Origin of the sequence: Halosimplex aquaticum (assembly GCF_028747785.1) — an archaeon.
GTDB classification, from domain to species: Archaea; Halobacteriota; Halobacteria; order Halobacteriales; family Haloarculaceae; genus Halosimplex; species Halosimplex aquaticum.
The window spans coordinates 2132633-2157748 of record NZ_CP118158.1 but is presented as its reverse complement, the minus strand read 5'-3'; the positions used below and the strand labels follow the sequence as shown (position 1 = coordinate 2157748).

The following is a 25116-nucleotide window of genomic DNA, read 5'->3' as shown; positions in this document are numbered from 1 at the left end:
GCCGTGGACGTCCTCGTCACCGGCGGCTGCGGCTACATCGGTAGCCACCTCGTCCCGCAGCTACAGGCCGACGACGACGTCGACCGCGTGGTCGTCCTCGACAGCCTCGTCTCCGGCTCGCCCCGGGCGCTGTTCGGCTGTTTCGACGAGGCGCTGGACTTCCGCCGCGGCGATGTCCGCGAGTACGGCGACGTCGAGAGCGCCATGCGCGGCGTCGACCGCGTGGTCCACCTCGCCGCGATCACGGGCGCCGCGAGCACCCACGACCGCCGCGACGAGACGTTTGCGGTCAACTACGACGGCACCGAGAACGTCCTGACGGCGGCCGGGAAGTTAGGCGTCGACCACGTCGTCTTCGCCTCCTCGTGTAACATCTACGGCCGTGCGACGAGCACGGACATCGACGAGACCGTCGAGCCCGACCCGATCAACCCCTACGCAGAGACGAAGTACCAGTCCGAGGGGATGCTGGCCGACTACTGCGAGGAGTACGACATGACAGGCACCGCCCTGCGGATGGCCACGAACTTCGGCTACTCGCCCGCCGTGCGGTTCAACCTCGTTGTCAACCACTTCGTCTTCCGCGCGGTGACCGGCCGCCCACTGACGGTGTACGGCGACGGGTCGAACTGGCGCCCGTTCGTCCACGTCAACGACGCCGCCCGGGCGTACAAGCGGGCTGTCTGCGAGCCCGACGCGTGGGACGAACTCGTCTACAACGTCGGCTCGAACGACGGCAACTACCGCATCGAGGAAATCGCCGAAGTCGTCCGCGACGAGGTCGGCCCCGTCGACATCACCTACCTCGAAGACGAACACCCGGGCCCCTCCTACCACGTCAACTTCGACCGCCTCTCGGAGACCGGCTTCGAGACCGAACACACGCTCCGCGAGGGCGTTCGCGACCTCGCACGGAAATTTACAGATGAGTGAGACTACCACCGACTTCGACCCCGACTCGCCCACCATCGCCGTCACCGGCGCGGCGGGATTCATCGGCAGTCGCGTCGTCTACGAACTACAGCAGGCGTATCCCGAGTGGGAGATCACCGCGCTTGACAACTTCTACCTCGGCGACGTCCGCGAGATCGGCGACGTGTCTGTTGAACATGTCGACATCCGGAATCGGGACCGGCTAGAAGACGCGCTCTCCGGTGCCGATATCGTCATGCACCTCGCGGCCATCTCGGGTGTCGACGACTGCGAGGAGAACCAGGACCTCGCCTACGAGGTGAACGTCCAGGGGACGAACAACGTCGCCTGGTTCTGTCGGAAGACCGGCGCTGCGCTCGTCTTCCCGTTCTCCATGGCGACCATCGGCGATCCGGTCGAATTCCCGATCACCGTGGATCACCCGCGGGACCCGCTGAACTGGTACGGGCGGACGAAACTGCTGAACGAGCGGGCGATCGAGACCTTCGCCGACGGATCGTTCCCGGCGCACCTGTTCCTCAAGTCGAATCTGTACGGAGAGCACGAGATCAACGGCCAGACGGTGTCGAAAGGCACGGTCATCAACTTCTTCGTCGGCCGCGCGAAGGCGGGCGAGAACCTGACGGTGTACGAGCCGGGTGATCAGGCCCGGAATTACATCCACGTCAAAGACGTGGCCCGCGCGTACGTCCGGAGCGCCGAGCGGCTGGTCGAGCAGCTGGCAGCAGGCGAAACTGGAGCTGAGAAATACGAAATCGCCGGTGAAGAGGATCCGAGCGTTATGACAGTCGCCGAGCTAGTCCGTGATATCGCCCAGGCAGAGCGCGGCATAAATGTTGACGTGGAACTGATCGAAAACCCACGCGGGAACGAGACCTTGGTCCAAACGTTTTCCGTCAACAATGACTTCGCGAAGGAAACATTGGGCTGGTCACCAGAATGGTCGGTCAAGAAGAGTGTCAGGCGGTTGCTTCGAGAAGAGTTATCGAATCAAAATCCTTGAATATGCGGAATATCGCCACTATCGATGTTCACTGATTTTATCTGCAAGAGCTGCAAACTCTCCTCCACTACTCGGTAGGTTCTCAAAAGATTATCGCTGAGCAAGTTAGTGAAGACATTAAAATCACACCCGATAGACGCTAATAAAAACGAATGATATAATACTGGGGGAAAAGAATCCAAGAGAACCGTGCGAGTTGGACAGATCCTTGACGCTGTATGGAACCGGTGGGTACACGTTCGATTCTCCAAGTTAATCCCGTCCTCATGCGATGCAATACTCATGTATCATTCAATTGGGGATAACCGTGAGTTCGGTAATATCTCACCGGCCCGCTTTGAGCGCGATCTTCGCGTTCTTTCTAGTAAATATACAGTTATCAATCTCTCTCGGCCAATCCAAGAGTGGCAAGATGCTTCCCGCCCCCGGGTGGCTATCACCTTTGATGACGGCTTCTCAAACTTCTACAAATACGCCGTCCCACTCCTCCGTAAATACGAGATCCCGGCGACTGTTTTTATCGTTTCAGGAACTCTCGATAATACAAAGACTAATCTGGAAACTGATCGAACAATGAACAGAGCGCAACTCAAGGAGTTGGTCGATGACGATCTCATCACTATTGGGAACCACACTCGGACCCATCCTGAACTTCCGACACTTTCATCAGAGCGGCAAGTTCGAGAAGAGATTGTCGGCGCGAAGGAAAATCTCGAATCGATTCTCGGAACCGACATTGATCTGTTCGCGTATCCGTACGGAGAGTTCGACGAGCGGGCTGTCGCTGCCGTCAGAGATACCCACCGAGCGGCTGTCGCTACCATTCCCGAGCCTTGGAAACCAAGCGACAACATTCATCAACTTCCGCGTATTAGCGCTCACAACGCTCGAATCCAACTACACTGGGCGTTAAAGGACTTAGAACTTCGGTAGAATTACATTAGACATTCTATGGCATTTCTCGGGGATCGCCTTGGACGGACATGGGTGAGTGCCACTACTGAACGATCCAGCCAAGATCGCGGCCTGTGGGAGTCCTGTCGAGAAACGAAGCAGAAACACTAATCATAGAAAGTAAGCTTACTCTGTCCAAACACTGAATCCAGCTCTCCCGGAGAGTTCCAAATGAGGCATTTATCGACAGTAAGCCGTTGAACCCGCTTAGTCGCCGCAATCTACGATATCACTCGACATCCGCTAAGTTCCATTAAATAGATTTAATTGGGAGAGTTTCGAATACCCCAGCATGGATGTTGTCTGGATCGTCCTTGATTCTCTCTCGTTCTCTGCGACGCCGTTTGCTGAAGACGGCCCGGACACGATGCCACGGTTGGCCACTCTCGCAGACGAACAAGGCGTCATATTCGAGAACGCGTATACTCCTGGGCCAAGCAGTCCATCTGCTCACGGATCGTTCTTCACTGGTCAATACCCCTCCGAGACAGGAATGCATGAGGCGTATCCGTATCTCGGTAACGATGTTCCGACTATCGCGGAGGTACTATCTGAAACCCACCGTTCATTGCTAATCTCTGCGAACCCATATATCTCGAACGGACTCCAACGAGGCTTTGACGAACTTAATGACTTGCTTCGAGAGCAGTACATGTTGTTCGAATCCGGAAACGACCCCCGAGAGTTCGAGTTCAAGGGGAGTGGTATCGAGAAGATCGAAGACTATCTCGAATTCGTTTTTACCGGCAACACTCCGCTTCGATCGCTGATTAACGGGCTTGTATTTAAACGTCAGGACCCAGGATCGACATCGAATCTCCCGGAACGGGTGCCAGATGACAGTATTCGCTTCCAGTATGCGGAAACGATGAACAATCGTATCCAGTCGTTCCGCGCGAGCGACGACAGCCCAGCGTTTGTAGTCGCCAACTATATGGACATCCATCCGCCGCTCGATATCAGTGATGAAGCCATAGAGCAGTTTTTCCCGAATCGCTCGCATACTGACCTCCCAGTCGGCAAGACAGGTCAGGAGGTGTACGAGTTGATCCAGACGGAAGAAAACTACGACGGGACGGATATGTACGATCTGTTAAAAGCGGCGATTTGGGATACAGACAGACGAGTCGGACCACTAGTCAGCGAACTAATCTCCGATGGTGCATTCGTGGTCGTAACCGCAGACCACGGGATCTGGTTTCGACGTGACCGAGAACTGGACGAAGAGCGACTGCATGTGCCCCTGTTGCTATTTCCCCCCAATCGCCCTTCAACTACAGTCGAGTGGACCGTGAACCTGCGATCACTCCCCACGACGACCGTCAGTGTGCTTGAGCAAGCCAGTTTTGAGTTCGACGCGGCTGTCACTGAGTCGTTCGGCGGCAACTCGTTGCTTGATATAGATAGCCATCAACTCTCGTTTACGGACTTCATCCACAACGCAAACAAACCGGGTCAGCCGGTGAATCCAGAGGGTGCCGGATATGATGACATTCGATTCGATATTGCCGCTGTTCAGGGGGAGGCACGTGGTGACTGGATAGACCACAGCTTTAGGGGAATCCGTGGATCTGCTGAGGACCTAGAGGTGTTGCGATCAGCGATAGACGAGCATCGACAACAAGCAAACCTCGAAATTAGGCAGGAGCAGATCGAATACGATGACTCCGTCCAAGAACGGTTGGAAGCGTTTGGATACCTCTAAATGAGCTATTCAAAGAATCCTGCAGTGTTATTATCTTCAGATATCGGTCACTCCACGCCCTTACTGAACAGTTCTGTCGGGACACAAAGACGCAACAGACTGAGAAAGAGTGCGGCAATCGGCTTGAACCTTGGATGGAAAGTTAGAGAACGGCGGAAGCAGCTAACTGCTTTGCGATATTGACCTCGAAAATGGTGGTGTCTACCACAGTCGTACGAAAGCTTTGCTTTGAATTTCGGTTCGTACTGGCGAAGCGAGGGGACTCGTTCGAGTGCAAGTTCACCGTATCGTTCTCTCTCTTCAAAGAGTTGTTCTGGCGATGTCCTGTGAGAAAGTCCTTGGTCCTGCTTTCTGATTTCAGTAATGTCCTTACAGAGACAGACACTGCTTTCGGCAGCTGCTTCGAGCATGAATAAGTGGTCTTCAAATCGATTCAGTGATTCTTCGAAGCGAGTGTCAACGCGGTTCAAGTCAATCAAAATGGACGAAGTCAGAGATTCCATTTTACCGAGGAAGATCCGACGCAAGAACACTTCAGTCGGCATGTCATTTCCTTCTACACAGAGTCCAGCGCCGGTTGTCGCCATGTGCTCTATCTGACGATTTAGTTTATTTGCTGTCCATAAGTCGTCGGCGTCGAGAAATGCAACATATCGGGTTTCAGAACGTTCAATTCCTCGATTTCGTGCCCATGCCGGACCGTGCTGTTCTGGATCCCGGACTACGATACACTCCGTTGATATCTCTTGCTGGTCAACTGACTGAAGTGCTTCTTGGAGCATCGATTCGGGAGTATGAGATGCACTATATGGAACGACGACTGAAACGAGAGCACTCTTCTCAGCATCCATCACTGACCCCAGTTGATTATGCTGTCCAATATATATTCTGGCTTCACGTCATAGGATCCATGTAGCCTCATCAAACGAGTATTCAATAAACATGGTTACCCGATTGAGAACAATGTGGAAATACCCCATATTATTTGCCGGTAGAAAACCAGCGGCTATTAATAAACCATATCTATTATTGATAATCTGGCCCCATTCTTCATATGCTTGCAAATCGTCTATTTAAATATGAGTCTTATCACTCGAGGTTTAACAAAAATAAGTGAAGAAGGTTTTAGGAAATTCCTAGAATGCACTTATGTGTTTATGAATGACCGAACCGAATATTTGCCCTTAGTCATCAAAAATGAAAATAAGATAAGAACATCCGTTGGTGATATCGATATAGAAGTTAATTCCGTTCATGAAGCAAGGCTTGCAGAATTTGATGAGCATGATATCCTCGAGGAATGGATGGAAAACATATCATCAGAAGATATTGTTTGGGATATCGGCGCTGGGATTGGTGTGTACACTACTGCAGCAGGTTACATCTCCAATTCGGTGTATGCTTTTGAACCCAACCCCAAGAATTATAGAAAAACGAAAGAAACCATAGATAACAATGGAGTTGATGCAAATATTAATAATTTTGCGTTAGGAAAGGAAAATACTAAAGCAGATCTTTCCACAGAAAAAATAGATACTGGGACAAGAACGCAGTTTTCGGATCAGGGTGAAGTTGAGGTATATAGAGGGGATGGATTAGAAAACATTCCTAAGCCAGATGTCGTAAAAATCGATGTTGAGGGTTCAGAAGTAGAAGTGATTAATGGATTGAAAGGTATCCTGCCAAACATTAATTTTCTACTTCTTGAAGTGCACGGGGGAAGACATGATATTAGAAAACGCGGACATGATAGGGATGAATTGCATTCTCGAATCAATTCTGCAGGATTCCAGATCGATGTATTACAAAATGTAAAAGGTGGAAATGAACATTGGGCCTGTAAAAGGATGTAATTAAGGTAGAAGAGGCAATTTAGAGGACTCGTTTAATAGGTATTATTTTCGAGTTTGGAACAACACTGCTCCGCCGCATTCTCAATCTCCAACAGAGTAGATATCTGGGAAAAGAAAACTTAATCAGACGGTGCCGCTGACGACAAACTAATGCCGCCGAACGTACTCTCTATCGTTCCTGCTCGGGGCGGATCCAAGGGGATACCGAGAAAAAATCTCCGAGAGCTTGGCGACAGGCCGCTTGTTGCTCACGCAATTACAACGAGTAAGGAGTCACACATAGTTGATAAGACCATACTCACGACTGACAACAAGGAGATTGCACAGATCGGACGACAGTACGGTGTCGATCAGGTGGTTAAGCGTCCAGAAGAACTAGCGAGTGACGAGACTCCACTTGCCCCAGTCATCAAACACGCGTTCGGATGCGTGGATGGTGATTTTGAATATGTTCTATGCTTTCAGCCCACCACCCCGTTAGTGGCTTCGTCGTCCATTGACGAAGCCCTTAGATCAACGGTTGACACGGACCCCGACAGCCTCATTTTTGTTCGGGATAGCACCCATCACTATTGGAGAGAAACAGGCGAGTCCTATGAGTCTCTCTCAAGGAAACGGAAGAATCGCCAGTGGATGGACCCTATCTACGAGGAGATAGGCGTGTTTATCTCCCACAAGGATCTCGTAATAGAGGGCCAGAGAGTTGGCACCAATCCCTCGTTTTACGAGGTCAGTCAGCAGGAAGGAATCGACATCGATACATATCAAGACTGGATTCTTGCGGAAAGTCAGCTCAACCGAAAACTCGTAGTATACCGAGTAATCGGGGACAGCGACACTGGAACTGGCCACGTTTACAGGGGTATCACGATAGCGGACCACCTGTTCGAACATGATATAGTCTTTGCAACCTACGAATCGAACGATCTCGCGATCGACAAACTCGAAGAGAGTAACTACGAGTATCAGCAGTTCAAGGATCAGGCATCTTTTCTTGAGTATGTAACAGAGACTGAACCAGACGTGGTTGTCAATGATATTCTCGACACTGATACTGATTATATAAAACATCTCAAGGAAATTGGGGCACGAGTCGTAAATTTCGAGGACCTTGGTGAAGGAGCGGAGCATGCTGACGCTGTGATCAATGCTCTCTTCGAATACTCGAATCCGCCTGAGAACAACTTCTTTGGGTACGAGTACTTCTGTCTACGAAATGAGTTCCGCTACGCGACACCCCATGATGAGATCCCATCGGTTGACCGGATCATGATCTCTTTCGGCGGTACGGACGAAAATAATTTGACAGCGAAGACGCTCCGTGCACTCTCTCATATCGAGGACAATTTGGAGCTCGATATCGTTCTAGGGCTTGGCTATACGAAGTGGAAATCGCTCGACCCGATCGTGGAAGGGTTTTCGTCAAATATCAAAGTCGATATCAATCAGGACGTCCGTTCCATGGCTGAGCACATGGAACAAGCTGATCTTCTGATTACCTCAAACGGTCGGACGCTCTATGAGGCTGGGTCGTTAAACCTGCCAGTCATTTCGATCGCCCAGAACCAACGCGAACAGAGGCACCCCTACGCGCACGTGTCACGAGGCGTACTATCGCTCGGTCAAGCCCATTATGTCACCGAAGAGAACATCAGGACCGCGGTCTCTGATTATATTGCGGATCAAGATAGACGTGAGAAAATGCGAAGAGCATTAGCGGGTCACGACATTACTAATGGGATCGAACGAATCAAATCAGTTATCTTTGGAGACATTAATGAAGATTAATGATACAACGGTTACCGAACTGGAGAAACCGTACCTGATCGCGGAAATTGGTGTCAATTACTTCGACATCGCTGAACAGCGTAAGATCCCTCCCTTAGAGGCGGCCAAACAGATGGTAGCCAAAGCCGCTGAGGCCGGGGCTGATGCCGTCAAATTCCAGTCTTATTCAGCGGACCGATTGGCTTCGGAGAATTCCCCAGCATACTGGAACACCGAGGAAGAGGAAACCGAGAACCAGTACGATCTATTTGCACAATTCGACAACTTCGGTGCGGCTGAGTTTGAGGAAATTGCCGAATGGACTGCTCGGAATTACGAGGTAGAGTTTATGTCTACCCCCTTCGACTCCCACGCTGTCGATTATCTCGAGGATCTGGTTCCGGTATACAAAGTCGCGAGTGCCGACATCACAAATCATCCACTGCTCCGGGAGATTGCTGCAAAGGGGAAACCAGTCTTGTTGTCGACGGGCGCGAGTACCGTCGGTGAGATTGATGAAGCGATCCAAGTCATAGAGGACGAACAACCTGATGCTGAAATCTGTCTCCTTCATTGTATTCTCCAATATCCCACCGATGAGGAAAACGCCAATCTCGAAATGATTGAGCATCTAAACGATGCATTCCCCGAGCACCTAGTGGGTTATTCAGACCATGTGCCCCCCGATGACTCGATGATCACGCTCCTGAATGCCACTGTTAAGGGTGCCCAGATAATCGAGAAGCACTTCACATTGGACAAAACTCTAAGGGGGAATGATCATTATCATGCAATGGACCCTGGCGATATTCGCGCCTTCATCGAGAACCACGACAGATTTGTAGAGACCTCTGGGGACCGGACTAAAGAGCCGATACCAGCAGAACAAGACAGTCGAACTCATGCTCGGCGAAGCCTTGTTGCAGCTGTTGCGATAGAAGAGGGAGACTGCATTCGGCGCGACGATATTGCGATCAAACGGCCCGGGACTGGAATCGAACCCAAACGATTTGATGAAGTCATCGGTCGAACTGCACGGAGGGACATCGAAAGAGATCAAATCCTCACTTGGGAGGATATATAATATCGCCACGTGCCGTTATACGGTGAAATTGGAGTGAGTTGCCTCATTTTGGAACTGGGTAAAGGTAATAGAGCGCTCATGAGAATAACGAGCTCGATCACATGATCTTGTCTATTATCGAGTTTGTCCGCCACGCCGTGGTCGAGGTTTGGATCTGCTAACCTCACATCTACGATAACACCTTTCATCGCAGCCGGCTTATGGGCGTCTGGACCAGCCGAGGTTCGAGTCCGATATCACTCTGTTTTTCGGATACTGGAAGTTCAGTGCAAACAAGTATAGTTCTTCTATCCATTGCGCGTGGGAAGGAGGGACCTCATATCGAATTGGACCGAGAGCGCCGACCTGCAGTAACTTCCAACTATTTTCCTGAGGAAATTATATTCAACACCATCCAGACTTCGATCGAGATTGGCACCGAGTGGCACTCGTCCGTGTAGTCTAACGATCTGGCCAGAAGACATGTATTTTGTGTAGGAAATTCCAGGAGGGGCCTGAATAATTGTATATTATGTTCAAAAAAGAGTCTAGATAATTGATTTTATAATTGCAGAGAATTGAGTTCCATGTGTACTAGAGGAGAATAGATATTTAGACTATGAGCACTAGATGATAATCACTCATTGTTAATAAGAAATTATGTATTCAACGTATAATTTTCAAGAATTCTTTGATACTTCTCACGAGTTCCTTCTTGACTGCTGAAGATGTTGGTTTTGTTGCGGTCCCTCTAACTAAATAAGAAAGCGACTTTGACCAGTCTCCAGTCTGTGCGTATAGCCTTCCAATCACCGTTAGTAGCTCTGCCTTAGGGGCTGGATTGTCTTTAAAATAGGAATCGAATCGTTCGAGTGTCACAAGGTGGCTTTCAATGCTATCATACATCCGATCGGAATCCACATCCGTAATCTGATCGCCCTTGTGCTTCCAGTGTTGTTTTACTAAATAATCGGGGATATAGTCAACTTTGTATTCACGTGTGACTCGTCGCACCAAATCACTATCTTGTCCGCGGAGCAAGTGCTCGTCGAATCCATCAACGGCGTCCAAAACGCATGCAGGGAGCATGAAAGTAGATGTATTTCCTATCGGATTCCACACAAGAGTTTCGTCAAAGATATCTCCAAATAACTCCGGAGAAGCCTTGTTAACTAACTCACCGTTCTTATATACCTCGCGCCAGCAATAAACGAGCCCGATTTCGTTGGAAACGGTCTCGAAGCGTTCGACTTGGCGTTCGAGTTTCGTCGGATACCACTCGTCGTCATCATCCAGAAATGCGATATACTTCCCGCTTGCATACTTGATACCCGTATTCCGTGCTGCGCCGCCGTGCCGGTTCAGATCGTGGCGAATGTACTCTAATCGAGCGTCGTTGATCGAGTCAATGACTTCTGGTGTCTCATCATCTGAAGCGTCATCGACAATAATTAGTTCGAAGTCCTTGAATGTCTGATTCAAAACGCTCTGAATTGCCCGCTTGACCAACGTCGCACGATTGTACGTTGGTATTATCACGCTCACCTGCGGAGAACTCATTAATCACATACCGTCCATAGATGACTAAAAGTCCACCGGATAGGAATCGATATTTGATATTAAGATTATGATTTTTGGCTTTGCGAGCAGACGTAGATGAGGTGAATATCCATATGCCGTGGATGTAAGTGCAATACCGAGTAAATTTGATAGCCTTTAGGCCTTATGTATCCCCTTTGCGCTGAGCGTGAACGAACTTCTCAGTTCCTCGCTCTGCGATCACATCGGTATCGTAACTGTGGCTCTCCAGCAACTCAGTCACTTCTCTTATGTGTTCACTATCTTCATTTTGCGAGCTGTGAATCTCGCAAATTATAGAACGGCAACTTGATTGACGGAGAGTCCCTGTCATCCCACGGAGGGCATCCAGTTCTGCCCCTTCAACATCGATCTTAATGACATCCGGTTGAGGAATATCTCCACTCTTTACTAAATCGTCCAAGCGAATAGTCGCAACTTCGATCGTATTCCCGCCGCTGGTCTCGCTCAACATGTGCTTGCCTTGTCCGATTCCTCCTTCGTCGACCCGGAGCGGTTGTTGTCCGTTCTTGTTCGAAATGGCATATTCGAAGACCGTTGCTCGGACGTCGTTGAGGGATAGATTCTCTTTAAGCCGCTGTGCATTGTTTGGGTGTGGCTCAAAGGCGACTACGCTACCGTCCACCAATTGCTGCCCGACAAGACAGCTATGTGTTCCGATATTCGCACCGACATCGAAGAACACGTCGTCTGGACGAACATCGGCGAATAACCGCGTCAAAACCTCCCGTTCATTATTGAGGGCCCTGAGCCGCCACAGTTCCGGACGAGTCGTGACGTGGAACTCGGCTGAGATGCCCTCTATCGTTACTGTTTGAGTTTTTGTCACTGCGACTTCAAGACATTCATTTAGACCACGCAAGTGCTCTTCAAGGCCAAGGCCCTGGCTGATACGCCGAAATGGTCCAGTATAGATGTCGCGTAAAAGGTCTAGACCCTTACGTAGATGGTTCCGATACTCCATGTTTGCTCATGCTTCACGAGCGAATCGTAAAGTCTGCTCGATGAAATCCCGTCCTTGGAGCCGCAGGAGAAAGTACCCCGAAACAGTGTATGATACCACTCCTACTAGTATTGCTATCCCAACTCCAGACAGAGTGGGCTTTTTGACGTATAACACGGGAGGAGTCATAATCAACACTGCAAGAATCGGAGTGAGAATACTTCGGAGATATCCCGAAACTGGGATCTCGGTAATATCACGAGTCTTATAGAACCAAATTGGAAGTGTCATTGCTAGCCCAAGAGTGATACTGATTGCTGTTCCCGTGATCCCGAACCGTTCTGTCAGCGGCCATATCGTCGCAACGATAGTAAGCGTCCGTGGAACGTTCATCCAAAAGTCCCATCTGGGGACGCCGAAGCCCTTGAATAGCGATCCGCCGGTTGCTGCTAGTGTCCTAATGACGCCGCTTACTGCCAATACCTGTAGGGCTGGGATCATTTCCATCCATTCCTTCCCAAGGAAGACATGCACAAATTCGGGGGCTATCAGGATGATACCAACGGCGACTGGAATCGAAACCAGGAGTGTTGCCTCGATTGTCAGTGTAAAGGCTCTTTTTAGTGTTTGTTTGTCGGCCTTCAGTTTCGAGTACGTCGGGAATGCAACCCTAGTAATGACATGGGTCAACTCACGAGTAGGAGCATTTGCGTATCTAAACGCAATTTGGTACAACCCTAGAGCCCCCGACGCCAACAACCAACCGACAAACAGATCATCCCCTCGTGTGGCAATGAAAACGACTATCGTTGACCCCTGAATCCACTTTCCGAACGAGAACAACTCACGGGCCATGGTAGAATTGAACTCTACCCTTGGACGGAAGTCGTCGATAGCGTAAGAGGCCAGCACTTGGAACAGCTCGCCGGCAAGAGCTCCAAGAACAATTGCCCAGAGGTTCCCTAGAATGTACGCGCCCGTGAGGGCGACGACGAAGTTTGCAGCGGTCCCACTGATCTGATAGACAAACTGTTTCCGAAACCTGAGATCCTTTTTGAAATACACCACTGCTGGGTTTACCACACCATTAAGAAGGGGAATGATACTGAGTGCACGGAGGGTCGGCGTTACAAGGGGTTCGTCGAAGAACTCGGCCGCAAACGGAGCGAGAGTAAACATTAGTACCATGAGAACTGCACCCCTGATGCTTTTCGCCACCCAAGCTGTATTCAGATAACTGTCGACGTTATCCTCCTCGTGCTGGATTAACGCTTCATTGAACCCAATCGTCGTAAAGGTCGTGAGAACAGCAATTGCAATCATCGCCATCGCTACAACGCCGAACGCTGACGGAGAGAGAAGATTGGCGAGGATGAGTGTCATTAGAAGCCGCAGTACCTGGTCGGAAACATTCAGGAGCGTCGCCCAAATACCGCTGTGGATGACTCGCTCTCGGAGCGTCGAGTCATTTTTCTCGGCTACAATCCACTGGAGTAGTTTTCGTATCATGTATTTTCTCGCGCTGTAAACTCCTCTATGACATAGGGGTGAAGCGTCATCGGGTCACGACGATTCCCACTGTGCCTCTGCTGTCTCTACAATGCCTTCTACTAGATTGTGAATGCTCTCCGGCGAGTCATCTCGCCAAACCCCAGCTCGACTTCCGCTGATGAGGCCGTGTACGAACTCGATAATCTTCTCCTCACTTGGTCCGCCAGAATTCACAGCGTATTTGATCGTTCTGTCGATATCGTTTATATCGTCAACTTTGTATGTATAATCGTCATAAAAGGCTTTTCCGAGGGTGATGACCGGTTTACCATATAGCAACGCTTCGTATCCGACAGTGTTGTTTAACGTAACTACTGCTGACGCGTTTTCGATGACCTCGTGAGTATGATACGAGGGGGCGAGCGGGATTGAATATCGCGCGATGGTGTCCACAGCTCGGCGAGGTTGGGCCCCGAGTTGCTGAGGGTGATCCTTAGTGACTAATTTGTGATTAGTTGGGACGCTTCGAGAGAGATACTCTACGAGCCAAGACTGTTCGTAAAAAGCCGGCGCTCGCATCGTCACCCGGGACTCGATATAGTACTGGAGAGGATAAAACACGTAATCCATCTCTTGATGAGAAATTATATTCTGTGACTCGTTAACAGAGCAGTAGGATCTCTCAGCATATTGTGAAAGCAATGCCCGTCGGAATCGCTGTTTCGCTCGATGCTTCATTCGGGGAAGTGCGTCGCGGCCGGTTTCACGAAGATATCGTATCCTATTGGCCATGCGCTGGAAGAATGAGGGTTTCTGGTCCGAGCGATCCGCTCGCACGATCGGTTTTTCGGTTCTGAAGTCCTCAAGATACGACCGTGCTTGAGCTATCTCCTTGTCGGTCAAGCTGTCGTAACTAGTATTGCCAAGAGTGAGCCAGTCCGATCCCTCATTTATGTAAAATCCGGAATGTCCCTCTAGTGGGGAGAATCCGATCCAAACAGCTGGAATATCGTGATGCTGTGCAACCCTTTGTAGGACGCGGCGAATCACTTCGCCTCCTTGATATTGCAATGGCATCCCGCCGTTCCCAGACTCGAATACCTGATCGAAAAAATCTAGACACCTGTGGAGCCAGTCGATATACGGTTGGAAGTTGCCAGGTTTTCTACCTGTCTGCGGTGGTAGATACCGCGCCTCGTGGTCCCAAGCATCCAAAGACGGCGGATCACTATGTGGATAGTCATAGTTCATCTGTGGAAAGACAAGTGCTCTCGCGCTGGGGATATCGTACTTTTCCACCAAGAAATCGAGGTCGCGTTCCGGAGAATGATTTACGATTCCGGAATTGTAGTTGATACTGAACTCAGATTGGTACTCGCCAGCAGCTGCGGCAGCGCGACTCTGTGGAACGAATACTGTCTCGTATCCGCGATCGGCAAGTTCTCGGCAGAGAGAATCAAGGAAGGGAACCACCGTCTCTGACATTACAGGGACGATGAAGCGCCTTCGAATCTCCGTTTGGTCTGCCATCTTTCCGCTCTTAGCAAGTATGAAGTGATAATAGTATTGTTTTACTCTCTCCCTCGGGCGTAAGAAGTAGAAAGCGCGGCAATCCGATGAAGAAGTGAATGGCAGGCTCGATAGAGTGCGTCAGCGACCAGTTTGGTAATCTCCATGAATGTTCAAGTTCTCGCTGCCTTCCTAATTGTCTCTTCGTATTTTGATGCGATGGTATCTATGGTATACCGTGATTCGAATATTCGTCTTGACTTCTCCCCTACTTTGCGCCGCTGGCAGACATCAGTGAGGAATAATTCGGTGTCAGTCTTGAGACGAGCAATGTCGCCGTTGGCGTAGCCGGCGATGTTGGTGTCGAGATACCGGCCGGGGTTGACATCGAGACTGGCTATAGGGACGCCTTGCCGCCATGCTTCGAGGAACGTATTGGGGAATCCCTCGTACGCAGACGTATTGACGAGGACACTCGCACGGCGATAATAGCGGTCTACTTCATTGGGGTCAACTCGTCCAGTATAGGCCACGTTATCTATCGAATTAGCGCGTTCGATTATGGAATTACAATACGACTCGTCAAACCCCCTCGGACCAATGAGGATGAACTCGTGATTAGGAAGTCGTTCCACTAGATCGAGGAAAAGGTGCGGTCGTTTCTGATCTTGGTCGAGTCGCCCAACCCAAAGGGCCACCTCCCGTTCATCATACCCTGATATCTCGTCCGCTCGCGGGTAGCCGTTCGGGATAACTATACTATCGGTTCCAAAGCGTTCATTCACAAGTGCTTCCTGTTTCGGTGTCTGTGCGATAATCTCCGCGGCATTCTCAAGGGACCAACCGAACAGGTGACGAAAATGGGGTGGGAGTGACTGATATTCCGCCGTTATGTTCGAATCGTTCGCGAGGTTGTAGACGAATTTTTTCCCCAAGAGTGCGGCAATAGCCGCCACGATCGACGCCTTTTGTGGGTCGCCACGGTAAACGTATACGTCAGCGTCGGCTCTCTGCATGGCTCTCATCAGTTTTATAGAAGAATAAGGCATCAGAAGCGGCGACTTCTCCGGATCGGGCGAGTACGAGCGGTGAAAGGTAATGCCATCGCGGAACTCGACCGATGGCTGACCATACTTAGCGACCACTGCGTGTACGTCCGTTGAGTCCGAAAACTTCTGGCTCAGGAGATAGAGCTGACGCTCAGCACCCCCTGCTGTGTCGGTCGCGTCCGGATTCGCGTAGCTGTAGAGTCCAAGCGAAACAAAACAAACCCGAACGGGCATATTTTATGTATACAGTCGACGCTACTTCAACATAGTGAAATAGAGCAGTAGAATGGCTAATTCGTTTTTGTGTCTGTCTGGCGGTATCATCCCGATGCACCACGGCACTCCGATTGGTCGACATGTAGTATGTCGCTCTTTGAGAGGTCGAAATCGACTCGACATACTCTCTTAGCGCTGACTTTCGTTGCTCTTCTGCTATGAAATGTATCCAAGATGTACGAACGGTTCTATATGTCCGAGAGTAATGGCTAACTCAACTCTCGATAGATTTTCCTGTAGCCCTCGACCGTGTTAATAATATCAAAATGGTCTTTCACATGTTGGAACCCCCTCGATCCCATGGCTTCCGGGTCATTCTCGACTATCTTAATCATAGCGTCTGCTAACTCAGTCGAGCGACTCGAAGAGAAGAGATAGCCCGTGGTACCGTCTTTGACAACTTCCGAGATGCCAGGTATATCAGTCGCTATGACTGGAAGTTCGGCAGCCATCGCTTCTAGCAATGTGATTGGCAGCCCCTCTACGAGTGAGGGAAGAACGAACACGTCGGCGGAAGCGTAGAACGGTTCTACCGGCGTCACCTTACCCGGAAGTGTGACACGGTCCTGGATACCGAGAGTAGCCGCTTCATTCCGCAGCTCATCGTGCAGGGGACCACTTCCAGCAATTACAAGATGCGCGTCATCTATTGATTCAAGTATACGATTCATCGCTGTGAGAATCGAACGTTGGTTTTTCGCTGGCACACAACGGCCGACGTTAAGAAAGACTGTCTTTTCATCAATATCTTCAATTTTGGGATTAGAATCTGCAACTGACGAATTAAAACCCGAAACGTCAATCCCGTTGTGGACGATGCTCCAGTTCCTATCATGTGTACTGCCACGATTTCGTACAAAGGATTGCTTTACCCCCTCAGAAACCGCCACCGTAGCAGTATCGAACCCCGAAGTTTGCTGTTCCAGCCACCTCGTCACCGGATGATAGTGGGACTGTATTGAGTGCTGAGTGCTCACGACTACGTCGATTCCTGCTATGCTCGCTACGAACCGACCAACGACCTGTGCATAAGGGAGATGAGTGTGAAGAACATCAACTTCCTTGTCAGAGAGATACCGACAGAGATCCAGTATGGCGATCGGGTCGAACCGGAACCGTTCGCCACAGACGAATACATCTGCGTCGGTATCAGAAAGAGGTGAGATGAGCTCGCCACCCGCTTCGAGACAACATACGGTGAAACATGTGTTTTCGTCATTTTGAACAAGATTGTAGACAGTTTGTTCCGCTCCACCAAGGCCGAGAGCAGTTATGAGGTGGCATACATGAGTCATACGGCCTATCACTCCCCTCTTTACAAAAGTGTGTACAAAAGCTTTCCAAAGTATCGGTTTCCGCTGACATCAGATGATGTAATTTCCTGATGAGAGTGGATACATATAGCGGCTGAGTGTCGGCTTCTGTACTTAGTGTGCTTATCGTGACGACTCATCTGAACAGTGCCGTAATGGCTAGCCCGTAATCATACGAATATCTGCTTTCATGTCCGCTTGACTTCCTTTCATGATCGGTATTCCATCTTGAGACGAGGAAAATACATCCAGAGGAAGTGATATTCAAGCCATGCAAATACAAATACCGTCTGAAACCGTTGCCGGGACCCAGAGAGATACGGGACGACCGAATAAAATAATAGCACCAGAAGAAGATATATCAATAGTAGACGACCGCGGTCTGAGGTGAAAAACAGGCGTATACCGACGAGAACCGTTGGGAGATAAAAAATCCAATTGAGGGTTGCCGAAAGGATTAGGAACCCGTGAGTTGCTGAAGTAAGCTGAAACGGAATCACAGGCGTAGAGAACGTAAGTATCCCGGGCCAGATGAATCCAATGTTAACGTAGTTCGACGCAGATGCTAACCCAACTTGAAGGATGGGAAGACTAATAACGAGAAGTCCTCCGGCGAAGAAACTGTGAGTTTTGTCTCGGCTTATAAACCAGAGGATAGCAGCACCGAAGATAAACGCTGGTGCATAAAACCGTAGATACCAGAACATCGCTGTAATGATAACCAAGATCATTGAATGTAGTTTGGTTGTTGATGTATCATTTTCCCTCGCTATTTTTAGAACAGACAGCAGACATATCATGGTAAAAAATATAACAAGTATGTCCTTGATATTCAAAAAACTGCTCCAAGAGAGGACATCCCAATGTAACAAATAGAATATCGTCCCATATTTTGCGTACGCTCTGTTCTGTTTGATCTCAAAGAGGATGTGGTAGAATAGTATCCCTGATAGAGTAGTCACGAATACGTTCCCCAAGACGGGGACGGCGTACGAACTACCGAAAACGTCCATAATAATAATGTTATACCAATAATAGAGGCTGTGCGTGCTACCGATGATATTTGAAATCAATTCTGGAGCGGTGATGGAGTAGATCTCTAAGGCCGACAAATTCTGGAGAAGTTTTTCTGACGTGAGATAGTAATTCACATCATCTCCAATAGTCCAGATTAATGTGTCTGTCTTGGTGAAATATACGAAAGGGATAGTAAATTTGATAACGGAAATCGTTCCAGCATATTTCCTCCCAATGTATGGGCTAAGCAGACCAATGCTGACAAAAATCAGTAATATGGTAGGAAGGAGGGGAGGACCGAGCTGCAAGTCGGAGATGTGGCCCCTTCCGGCCGCTAGCATCATCATAAAATTTCTAACTAAACTACCCATGGAATAAAGACAATCGTACATAGTATCGGGGCAATTCAATTGCCCATTCATACGAGCTGCTGGAGGACTTTCGATGTCTCTTCCACAGTTTCGTCCCACGTGTGGTTTTCAATGATGGTTTCTCTGCCTTTCTGTCCGACTTTGCGAGGGGAGGTGAGGATTTTCTGCAAGGCTTCAGCGTACCCATTGATATCCCCCATTTTGACGGTTGTCCCCGCTTTCCGAACGACTGGGGCGATATGGTCTAAGTCGCTTGAAACCACTGGTAACCCAGACGCCATCGCTTCCAATACGGTTCGTGGCATGCCCTCGGCTCGACTTGGCAGTAGTAGTACGTCACTCGCTCGGTACACGGCTGGCATTTCGTGATAAGAAACCCGTCCGAGAAGTTCTACATTTTCGTCGTCATCCAATAACTCGGAACGAAGTGGCCCGTCTCCTGCGATGTATAGCTTTGCGTTTAAATCGTCAGGCAATAGTGATACAGCCTTCATTGCATCTTTCGGCCGTTTCCCGTCGACGAGCCGGCCTACGAATAGGACCACGGTTCCTTCATGATCGATTAGTTCGCTGCCTTCCCCGTTAGGTGTAAACCGATCGGTGTCGATGCCATTGGGTACGACAGCGATCCGAGAATCGACCCCCAAGCTCTGGACACGTTTTCTGTCTTCGTCAGTGTAACAGAAGATGACATCGGCTTGATTGAACGTCCATCGACCTGCAGTTCGAAGGTAGAGATTAAAGAGCCACTCGGGGGCATTTTGACTGTAGAGACCGTGATTCGTAATTGCCAGCGGAGGCTCACCCAGACGGCGCCGAATTGCAGTGAGATTCGTTGAGAAATACAAGTGTGAGTGTGCGTGAATCGCGTCGAAACCTTTCGCGCGCCGAAGAACCTTTGCTGCTCCAACGGAAATCTCATTTCCTAACACTTCCGTCGTCGGCCGCCGCCGCACAATCGTATACCCGCTTCTACGTTCCCTCCGCGGTAAACTCTCATTATTCGAAATTGTTAGGACAGTCACTTCGTGGCCCATCTCCGCTTGATTCCTGCTCATTGCGTGGACATGATAGCTGCCACCGCCGGGAACTTCCGGATAGAGATTCTGTGCGACTCGAAGGATACGCATCATTACTTTACCGAAATAGAGGGCCTATACATAAGACCATTTATTCCTGAGCTTTCGATTAATGCTGAAGCAATGTTAATTACGGTCAGGTGCTGTTGTAGTTTCGGCGCACGTCGTCCGGGTGAAGGCGATTTCACCAGCAATTGAATAAATTCATCGCTTTTGTCCGGATACCAGTGGAACCACTGCCGACAATGAGATCCATCATCGCCTCCATCAAATCGAGTTACGGGGATATGTCTGCTGCTTTCTGAGTCTGTAAATTTAAATCATGACTGGAGCGGGTCCATTTCTACTACAGAATTGAACTGATAGTTAGCGATTAGGATCGATTGAGCTATTTCTATACATAACCTGGGTTATCGAGCCGGAGAACTGGCGGTTGAGGTCCCCGCTAGCACCAAATACGAGCGGGCTGTCGTTTTCGGGGGAACCGGTAAACGAACCGGAATCAACAAGTTTCCCATTAACATAAAAACGAACGAGAGAACCATCCCACGTTAGAGTCACGTTATACCAGTGGGAGTCTGAGACTTCGCCGCCTCTGACTATCTCTGCAGAAGTCCCATTACCGACGACGCCTATCAAATGACCGCGGCTTAATGCTATTTGATACCCGTCGGTATTCCTGTATGCCCCGCTCGATGCTTTCGATACGATCCGAGGAAACCGAAGGTCGTTCTTGTAGTCGACGTTCGGATCTGTTCTGAATCGAGTGGTGAGCGTGAAACCCTCACTTCCGTCGATGCTTTTGCCGTTTGGAATTCGAGCGTAGCCGCTGCCGTTGAATGATAATCCGGCCCACTCACTGCTGTTCACCCATTTCCCGTTGATAAGATATCCGTGATTATCCCCTGTCTGATCAAAAATGAATTCTCCTCGACCCGCGGAGAGTGGCCACGTCCCATTAGAATGTCGAACATTTGCAATGCTACCGTTACGGATTTCTGGATTTGACACAGTAACAGAGGCGTTTCCGGGGAGATTGTACGTTGTCGAGTAGGGAACTCGGAGCATGTACCACCCGTTTTCCGCGCCGGTGATGCGTCGCTCGTAGACAAACGAAGATTGGGGAATGTCGACACGGGCATCCACTACGTTCGAGCGGTTTACCGATGTCTGACCGGCAATTAATGCTCCTGTCACTGGTGTATACACTTTGTAAGAGCCATCTGCCGTCTGATACACCGCTCGAAACTGACCGGTGCTCTCGAGGGATGTCCCTGTTCCACCGTAATGCTCGTAAAGATGGTTAGAGATCGTTCCTCGGTTTGTCGGGACGCTGGGTGTCATGACGATGAATCCGGCCTGGCCGTTTAATCGCCCGTACCATTGCGTTACATTCGAACTGGTCAGAAATGAATCATAGTGCGTTTGGGCGTAAGAATAGGAATTCGACTCTCCGCTCACAAAGTAATTGTACATTCGATTGTCTCCCCATCGGCTGAAAACGTAATTTTCGGGGTATTCCCACCCCTGTTCCGATGCGTATTCTTCCATCCACGCTGCCGTCTGGTACTTTTGTCCATCGGTAACGACCTGATTCGTTTTGATGGGCACCTGAACAATGCTCAGTCCAGAGATCAGCAAGAACAGTACGGCTAACTGTCCGAGCACTCTTGTGGACGGGAGCGAAAAACTCCTGAGCTCTTCCGGATGATCCGCGAACGGCACTGGTTTCTCAATCAGCTCGATAGTCGCTGCCAAATATACAAACCCCAATCCAGAGAATACACTGGCGAACATCGCCAGTTGTCCTGCAAAGCGCACCTGGTACATCGCAATCAAGAGGAAGTACCAGGTGTACACTACAGGCACTAGCCGCGACCGCTTGCCACGATATATCTCGATAGACTCCCAGACTAGAAACGGGAAGGCCAGTGCGAGCAAGAACCCAAACAGGAGTAGCCATCCGAACGAGTCACCACTTAGGAGCGACTGGGTCTCTGCGATGGTCTGACTCGCTGTGATCCGGTTGACACCACTAATCAGGTTGGCCCAGTAGTCCGGCCCCAGTGCCCGCAATGCAAGCACTCCAGTGACTCCACCGATCACCTCTAGACTAGCAAGCACACGTGCGGACATGGAATATCGGTATGTGAGCTCACCTAATCCGAGGGCACTGAACGTTCCTGCTGCTAATAGCACGGGCGTAAACGCAACTGTTCCGGAATGCCACCCGATCTGGATATGGACGAGAGGAACGAGTATCGCAGCGAATACCACGCCGCCAAGAAGCGGGCAATTCGTCGAGAGAGGCGCTCGATCCTCCTGTATGTCACCGAGTACACGAACGGCGATGTAGACCGCTAGCGGTACGACCAGGAGTGGTCCAGCATCCCATGATAAGATCTGTCCGGAGATTCCGAGTCCGAGAACCACGGCCCATATCCATTGTCTGCGGTCACGCCAGTTAGCAGTCGTGTTCCCTTCAAGCCGCACGAGTGCATAGGCAGTGATCATAAGCCAAACATAGTCTAAGGCATGATGATCGGCGAATCCGAGGCTTGTCCGGAATGTATGGGCCGGCGTAATTGCCAATAATAGAAGTGCTGCTAACCCAACTCGATGGTCATCAGTTACGGCGATTGTCAGTCGGTAAACTATATAGGCTGTCACGGTGGCTGCGGCAACAGGATACCAAGCAAGCACCGATCCGGCAGCTGCCACGTCACCACCGAAAAGCGACGAAAACATCCATAGCGTCGCTACGAATAACGGTTCGCCTGTCTTAACCGCGTCTGATATGACCGCGAGACTCTGGAGGTCGAAAGCCCCACCGGAAGCGGACAAAGCCTCTTCGACCCAGTAGCGGTAGTAGTAGGGGTCGTTCCCCGAGAGTACTACCGTATCGTCTCTGAAGATATTCCCATAAACATGCGCTCGGGTGAGCACTACGAGAAGTAGTCCGCTGAGCAGGGTTCCGATCACGGTGCGGTTGATACCACTTACTCGATTGAAAACCGACGAGACATTGAAATTGCTCAGGCCCTCACTTAACGTGCTCGTTGCAGTCTCTGAATCTAAAGAATTTCTGCCTATGTCTTCACTACTTTCCAGCGCTGCCCGAACTGCTCTGGAGTTTGAAACACGATACCCGGCGCCATCGTCGGTTTTTTCGACAAACCCACGTGAGACAAGTTCGCCGAACTCACCCGAGTTGACGGAAACATCTTCGAAGGTCCACACCTCATTCGCTTCATCCACGTCCAGAACGTTGCGGAGAGGGGGCTCTAGTTCAGGACACTCGTTTAGGGCCTCAGCGACAGCGGCCGCGTCGTCCATATCTTATTGCATTCCCGACGGATGATTAAACCCATCGAGATGTTCCATGAAGAACGGTCCTGTCCAGAGTACCATAGTAATCTTGGTCACTCATGGGATGATTCGTTCAGAAAACCAACCGCGTCCGTTCCGATCTGCCACAGCTGACGGATCACGATCTTCAGATCGAACCAGAACGACTGTTTCCGGATGTATTCGATATCATAGCGGAGCTTTTGCTCGGGCTTATACCCTGTAGCATCGTTTATCTGTGCCAATCCAGTCAACCCTGGGCGGACAAACCATCGTCGGCGCCACTCGCCAACGTTATCTTCGATGTCATCGTCCAACTCTGGGCGTTCAGGCCGCGGGCCGACGACACTCATGTCTCCGGCGAGTATCGACCACAATTGTGGGATCTCGTCAAGGTGGGTCTTTCGGAGGACGCGTCCTACCCGTGTCACGCGCGGGTCGATACCCCCACGGTCTTCTTCGCTTAATTTCGCGCCGGTCATAGACTCGGCATTAGGTACCATACTTCGAAACTTATACACAGTAAATGTATCTCCAAGCTCAGCAGTGCGCTCCTGGGAATAGAATACCGGTCCAGGACTGTCAAGTTTGATTGCAATAGCGATTGAAATTATCGCTGGGAATAATATGGAGAGCGCTGATAGTGCAAAAACGACATCGAACGCTCGTTTCGCGACGTGGTCCTGCCAGTCCCATGGTTCGAGATCCACTTCAACGACGTCCCCGCCAGCGCCACCTTCCGTCAAGACACTGTCGGCGTAATCGCGATGGACCTGTGCTATAACACCGTGTTCATAACACTCCGCCAGAGTCCCAAAGAATTCCTCTCTATCTGTGTCAGTAAATGCTAATAACGCAGTATCAATATCATATTTTACAAACACTTCGTCAAGTCGCGAAAGTCCGCCAAGGTTAGAGAGTTCTCCTAACCCCTGTGTTGCCATTCCGCCATCAGCTATCTCCGGAGCGCCCACTTGACGTCGCTCGTTAGCGACGTATGATGAGGGGGGCGAGACAAAGCCCAATACTGGCAAGTCCGTTGACGCAAGTAGGTCCTCCATCGCCTGCGGGTCGTCCCCGATGATAATCGCTCGCGACTGCGAACTCGGCCGGCGACGGATAGTGATCATCCACGCCGGTAACGCGGCGAGCAGGAAACTCGTCAAGAGCATGAGCGTCGACCGCGGGAGACGATAGGTGTAGTTGTAATACCCAAGTGCCGCGAGGCCGACCATCGCGAGGAAAACCCGCTTCTGGGTCAACAGCAAGGTGTCGAGAATGCGGCGAGGGCGCGGTTTGAACACTGGCCACATCGCCGCCAGCGTCACGACCAGCACTGTCGAGATCGCGCCGGTTAGGTCGCCGCCAACTAAGACGGCCGGCGCCGGTCGGCCGAAGTACGGGACCCGACTGAACAGGTCCTGAATGATAGAGTGGTTGGCGATTAACACCGCGAACGCTGTCAGGAACACGGTCCCGACGACGCTCGCGAGGCGGTACCGCCACCGGATGGCCATTATTATCTGTAACTAATGGCTTGTGGCATAAGAGCTACGACAGCCACACACCGAGATACGACGACCCATACCCCTCGCACCGAGTGAAAAACCGCAGGACCGCAGCCAATTCGGTCTCGATACGTCTGGCGCTTCGGTCGCTGATTTCCGACTCGACAAGCGGCGACGTCCTCTTTCGGATCCGCTGGTTATCGAATCACGCAGCCGAAGTAGTCTCCGATATTCTCAACTATTTCTCCGAACCACCCTGTGAGATACACCCCCGGAATTTCCACTTCGGACGGTATACCGCTGTGTACCGCCTTGGATTTACAGATACACCCTAC

The 25116-nt window shown here is 50.4% G+C and carries 18 protein-coding genes; 7 read left to right on the top strand and 11 right to left on the bottom strand.

Translation table 11 applies throughout. The annotated features are described in order from the left end of the window. The first annotated feature begins 3 nt into the window (after window positions 1–3). The 4 genes from PSC72_RS10880 to PSC72_RS10865 all read left to right on the top strand — a co-directional run bounded on the left by PSC72_RS10880 (window position 4) and on the right by PSC72_RS10865 (window position 4595). Window positions 4–933, top strand: coding sequence for an NAD-dependent epimerase/dehydratase family protein (locus PSC72_RS10880; RefSeq protein ID WP_274325894.1), 930 nt, complete (start codon window positions 4–6; stop codon window positions 931–933). Beyond that, window positions 926–1936: an NAD-dependent epimerase/dehydratase family protein gene (locus tag PSC72_RS10875; protein WP_274325893.1), complete on the top strand. Its 1011-nt coding sequence runs from the start codon at window positions 926–928 to the stop codon at window positions 1934–1936. The genes PSC72_RS10880 and PSC72_RS10875 overlap by 8 nt, the downstream gene beginning before the upstream one ends. A gap of 282 nt (window positions 1937–2218) precedes the next feature. Beyond that, the gene (locus PSC72_RS10870) at window positions 2219–2869 is read left to right on the top strand and encodes a polysaccharide deacetylase family protein (RefSeq protein ID WP_274325892.1); all 651 of its coding nucleotides are present in this window, start codon (window positions 2219–2221) and stop codon (window positions 2867–2869) included. Between the two features lie 313 nt (window positions 2870–3182). After that, window positions 3183–4595 carry a sulfatase-like hydrolase/transferase gene (locus PSC72_RS10865; protein ID WP_274325891.1) on the top strand — a complete coding sequence of 471 codons (1413 nt, stop codon included), beginning with the start codon at window positions 3183–3185 and terminating at the stop codon, window positions 4593–4595. A gap of 47 nt (window positions 4596–4642) precedes the next feature. Here the strand turns inward: PSC72_RS10865 and PSC72_RS10860 are convergent, their stop codons facing one another. Then, window positions 4643–5446 carry a glycosyltransferase family 2 protein gene (locus PSC72_RS10860; protein ID WP_274325890.1) on the bottom strand — a complete coding sequence of 268 codons (804 nt, stop codon included), beginning with the start codon at window positions 5444–5446 and terminating at the stop codon, window positions 4643–4645. 306 nt (window positions 5447–5752) lie between these two features. On the opposite strand from PSC72_RS10860, the gene PSC72_RS10855 reads away from it, so the two are divergent. From PSC72_RS10855 to PSC72_RS10845, 3 genes are all read left to right on the top strand, one after another. Beyond that, window positions 5753–6448, top strand: coding sequence for an FkbM family methyltransferase (locus PSC72_RS10855; RefSeq protein WP_274325889.1), 696 nt, complete (start codon window positions 5753–5755; stop codon window positions 6446–6448). 150 nt (window positions 6449–6598) lie between these two features. After that, window positions 6599–8236, top strand: coding sequence for a cytidylyltransferase domain-containing protein (locus PSC72_RS10850; RefSeq protein ID WP_274325888.1), 1638 nt, complete (start codon window positions 6599–6601; stop codon window positions 8234–8236). Next, window positions 8226–9299: an N-acetylneuraminate synthase family protein gene (locus tag PSC72_RS10845; RefSeq protein WP_274325887.1), complete on the top strand. Its 1074-nt coding sequence runs from the start codon at window positions 8226–8228 to the stop codon at window positions 9297–9299. Before PSC72_RS10850 ends, PSC72_RS10845 begins: the two co-directional genes overlap by 11 nt. 645 nt (window positions 9300–9944) lie before the next feature. Here the strand turns inward: PSC72_RS10845 and PSC72_RS10840 are convergent. From PSC72_RS10840 to PSC72_RS10795, 10 genes are all read right to left on the bottom strand, one after another. Beyond that, on the bottom strand, window positions 9945–10838 hold the full coding sequence (locus PSC72_RS10840) for a glycosyltransferase family 2 protein (RefSeq protein WP_274325886.1): 894 nt from the start codon (window positions 10836–10838) through the stop codon (window positions 9945–9947). 163 nt (window positions 10839–11001) lie between these two features. Next, window positions 11002–11841, bottom strand: coding sequence for an FkbM family methyltransferase (locus tag PSC72_RS10835; protein WP_274325885.1), 840 nt, complete (start codon window positions 11839–11841; stop codon window positions 11002–11004). 6 nt (window positions 11842–11847) lie between these two features. Continuing rightward, window positions 11848–13329, bottom strand: a complete 1482-nt coding sequence (locus PSC72_RS10830) for a lipopolysaccharide biosynthesis protein (RefSeq protein WP_274325884.1) — start codon at window positions 13327–13329, stop codon at window positions 11848–11850. 54 nt (window positions 13330–13383) lie between these two features. Beyond that, entirely contained in the window at window positions 13384–14841 is a 1458-nt protein-coding gene (locus PSC72_RS10825) for a capsular polysaccharide export protein, LipB/KpsS family (RefSeq protein ID WP_274325883.1), read from the bottom strand. 152 nt (window positions 14842–14993) lie between these two features. Further along, window positions 14994–16103 carry a glycosyltransferase family 4 protein gene (locus tag PSC72_RS10820; protein ID WP_274325882.1) on the bottom strand — a complete coding sequence of 370 codons (1110 nt, stop codon included), beginning with the start codon at window positions 16101–16103 and terminating at the stop codon, window positions 14994–14996. Between the two features lie 251 nt (window positions 16104–16354). Beyond that, window positions 16355–17440, bottom strand: a complete 1086-nt coding sequence (locus tag PSC72_RS10815; protein ID WP_274325881.1) for a glycosyltransferase — start codon at window positions 17438–17440, stop codon at window positions 16355–16357. A 227-nt stretch (window positions 17441–17667) separates the two neighbouring features. Next, a complete protein-coding gene (locus PSC72_RS10810) occupies window positions 17668–18816 on the bottom strand; it encodes a hypothetical protein (protein WP_274325880.1) in 1149 nt (382 codons plus the stop codon). 77 nt (window positions 18817–18893) lie between these two features. Next, window positions 18894–19976: a glycosyltransferase family 4 protein gene (locus tag PSC72_RS10805; protein WP_274326166.1), complete on the bottom strand. Its 1083-nt coding sequence runs from the start codon at window positions 19974–19976 to the stop codon at window positions 18894–18896. A gap of 315 nt (window positions 19977–20291) precedes the next feature. Then, window positions 20292–23261 carry a LamG-like jellyroll fold domain-containing protein gene (locus PSC72_RS10800; protein ID WP_274325879.1) on the bottom strand — a complete coding sequence of 990 codons (2970 nt, stop codon included), beginning with the start codon at window positions 23259–23261 and terminating at the stop codon, window positions 20292–20294. Between the two features lie 86 nt (window positions 23262–23347). Then, window positions 23348–24790: a sugar transferase gene (locus tag PSC72_RS10795; RefSeq protein WP_274325878.1), complete on the bottom strand. Its 1443-nt coding sequence runs from the start codon at window positions 24788–24790 to the stop codon at window positions 23348–23350. Window positions 24791–25116 lie beyond the last annotated feature (326 nt).

Bases quoted from the DNA above. Each gene is read 5' to 3' on its own strand.
- PSC72_RS10875 (WP_274325893.1), top strand. From the start codon at position 926: ATGAGTGAGACTACCACCGACTTCGACCCCGACTCGCCCACCATCGCC.
- PSC72_RS10870 (WP_274325892.1), top strand. From the start codon at position 2,219: ATGTATCATTCAATTGGGGATAACCGTGAGTTCGGTAATATCTCACCG.
- PSC72_RS10865 (WP_274325891.1), top strand. From the start codon at position 3,183: ATGGATGTTGTCTGGATCGTCCTTGATTCTCTCTCGTTCTCTGCGACG.
- PSC72_RS10860 (WP_274325890.1), bottom strand. From the start codon at position 5,446: ATGGATGCTGAGAAGAGTGCTCTCGTTTCAGTCGTCGTTCCATATAGT.
- PSC72_RS10855 (WP_274325889.1), top strand. From the start codon at position 5,753: ATGAATGACCGAACCGAATATTTGCCCTTAGTCATCAAAAATGAAAAT.
- PSC72_RS10850 (WP_274325888.1), top strand. From the start codon at position 6,599: ATGCCGCCGAACGTACTCTCTATCGTTCCTGCTCGGGGCGGATCCAAG.
- PSC72_RS10845 (WP_274325887.1), top strand. From the start codon at position 8,226: ATGAAGATTAATGATACAACGGTTACCGAACTGGAGAAACCGTACCTG.
- PSC72_RS10840 (WP_274325886.1), bottom strand. From the start codon at position 10,838: ATGAGTTCTCCGCAGGTGAGCGTGATAATACCAACGTACAATCGTGCG.
- PSC72_RS10835 (WP_274325885.1), bottom strand. From the start codon at position 11,841: ATGGAGTATCGGAACCATCTACGTAAGGGTCTAGACCTTTTACGCGAC.
- PSC72_RS10830 (WP_274325884.1), bottom strand. From the start codon at position 13,329: ATGATACGAAAACTACTCCAGTGGATTGTAGCCGAGAAAAATGACTCG.
- PSC72_RS10825 (WP_274325883.1), bottom strand. From the start codon at position 14,841: ATGGCAGACCAAACGGAGATTCGAAGGCGCTTCATCGTCCCTGTAATG.
- PSC72_RS10820 (WP_274325882.1), bottom strand. From the start codon at position 16,103: ATGCCCGTTCGGGTTTGTTTTGTTTCGCTTGGACTCTACAGCTACGCG.
- PSC72_RS10815 (WP_274325881.1), bottom strand. From the start codon at position 17,440: ATGACTCATGTATGCCACCTCATAACTGCTCTCGGCCTTGGTGGAGCG.
- PSC72_RS10810 (WP_274325880.1), bottom strand. From the start codon at position 18,816: ATGCTAGCGGCCGGAAGGGGCCACATCTCCGACTTGCAGCTCGGTCCT.
- PSC72_RS10805 (WP_274326166.1), bottom strand. From the start codon at position 19,976: ATGCGTATCCTTCGAGTCGCACAGAATCTCTATCCGGAAGTTCCCGGC.
- PSC72_RS10800 (WP_274325879.1), bottom strand. From the start codon at position 23,261: ATGGACGACGCGGCCGCTGTCGCTGAGGCCCTAAACGAGTGTCCTGAA.
- PSC72_RS10795 (WP_274325878.1), bottom strand. From the start codon at position 24,790: ATGGCCATCCGGTGGCGGTACCGCCTCGCGAGCGTCGTCGGGACCGTG.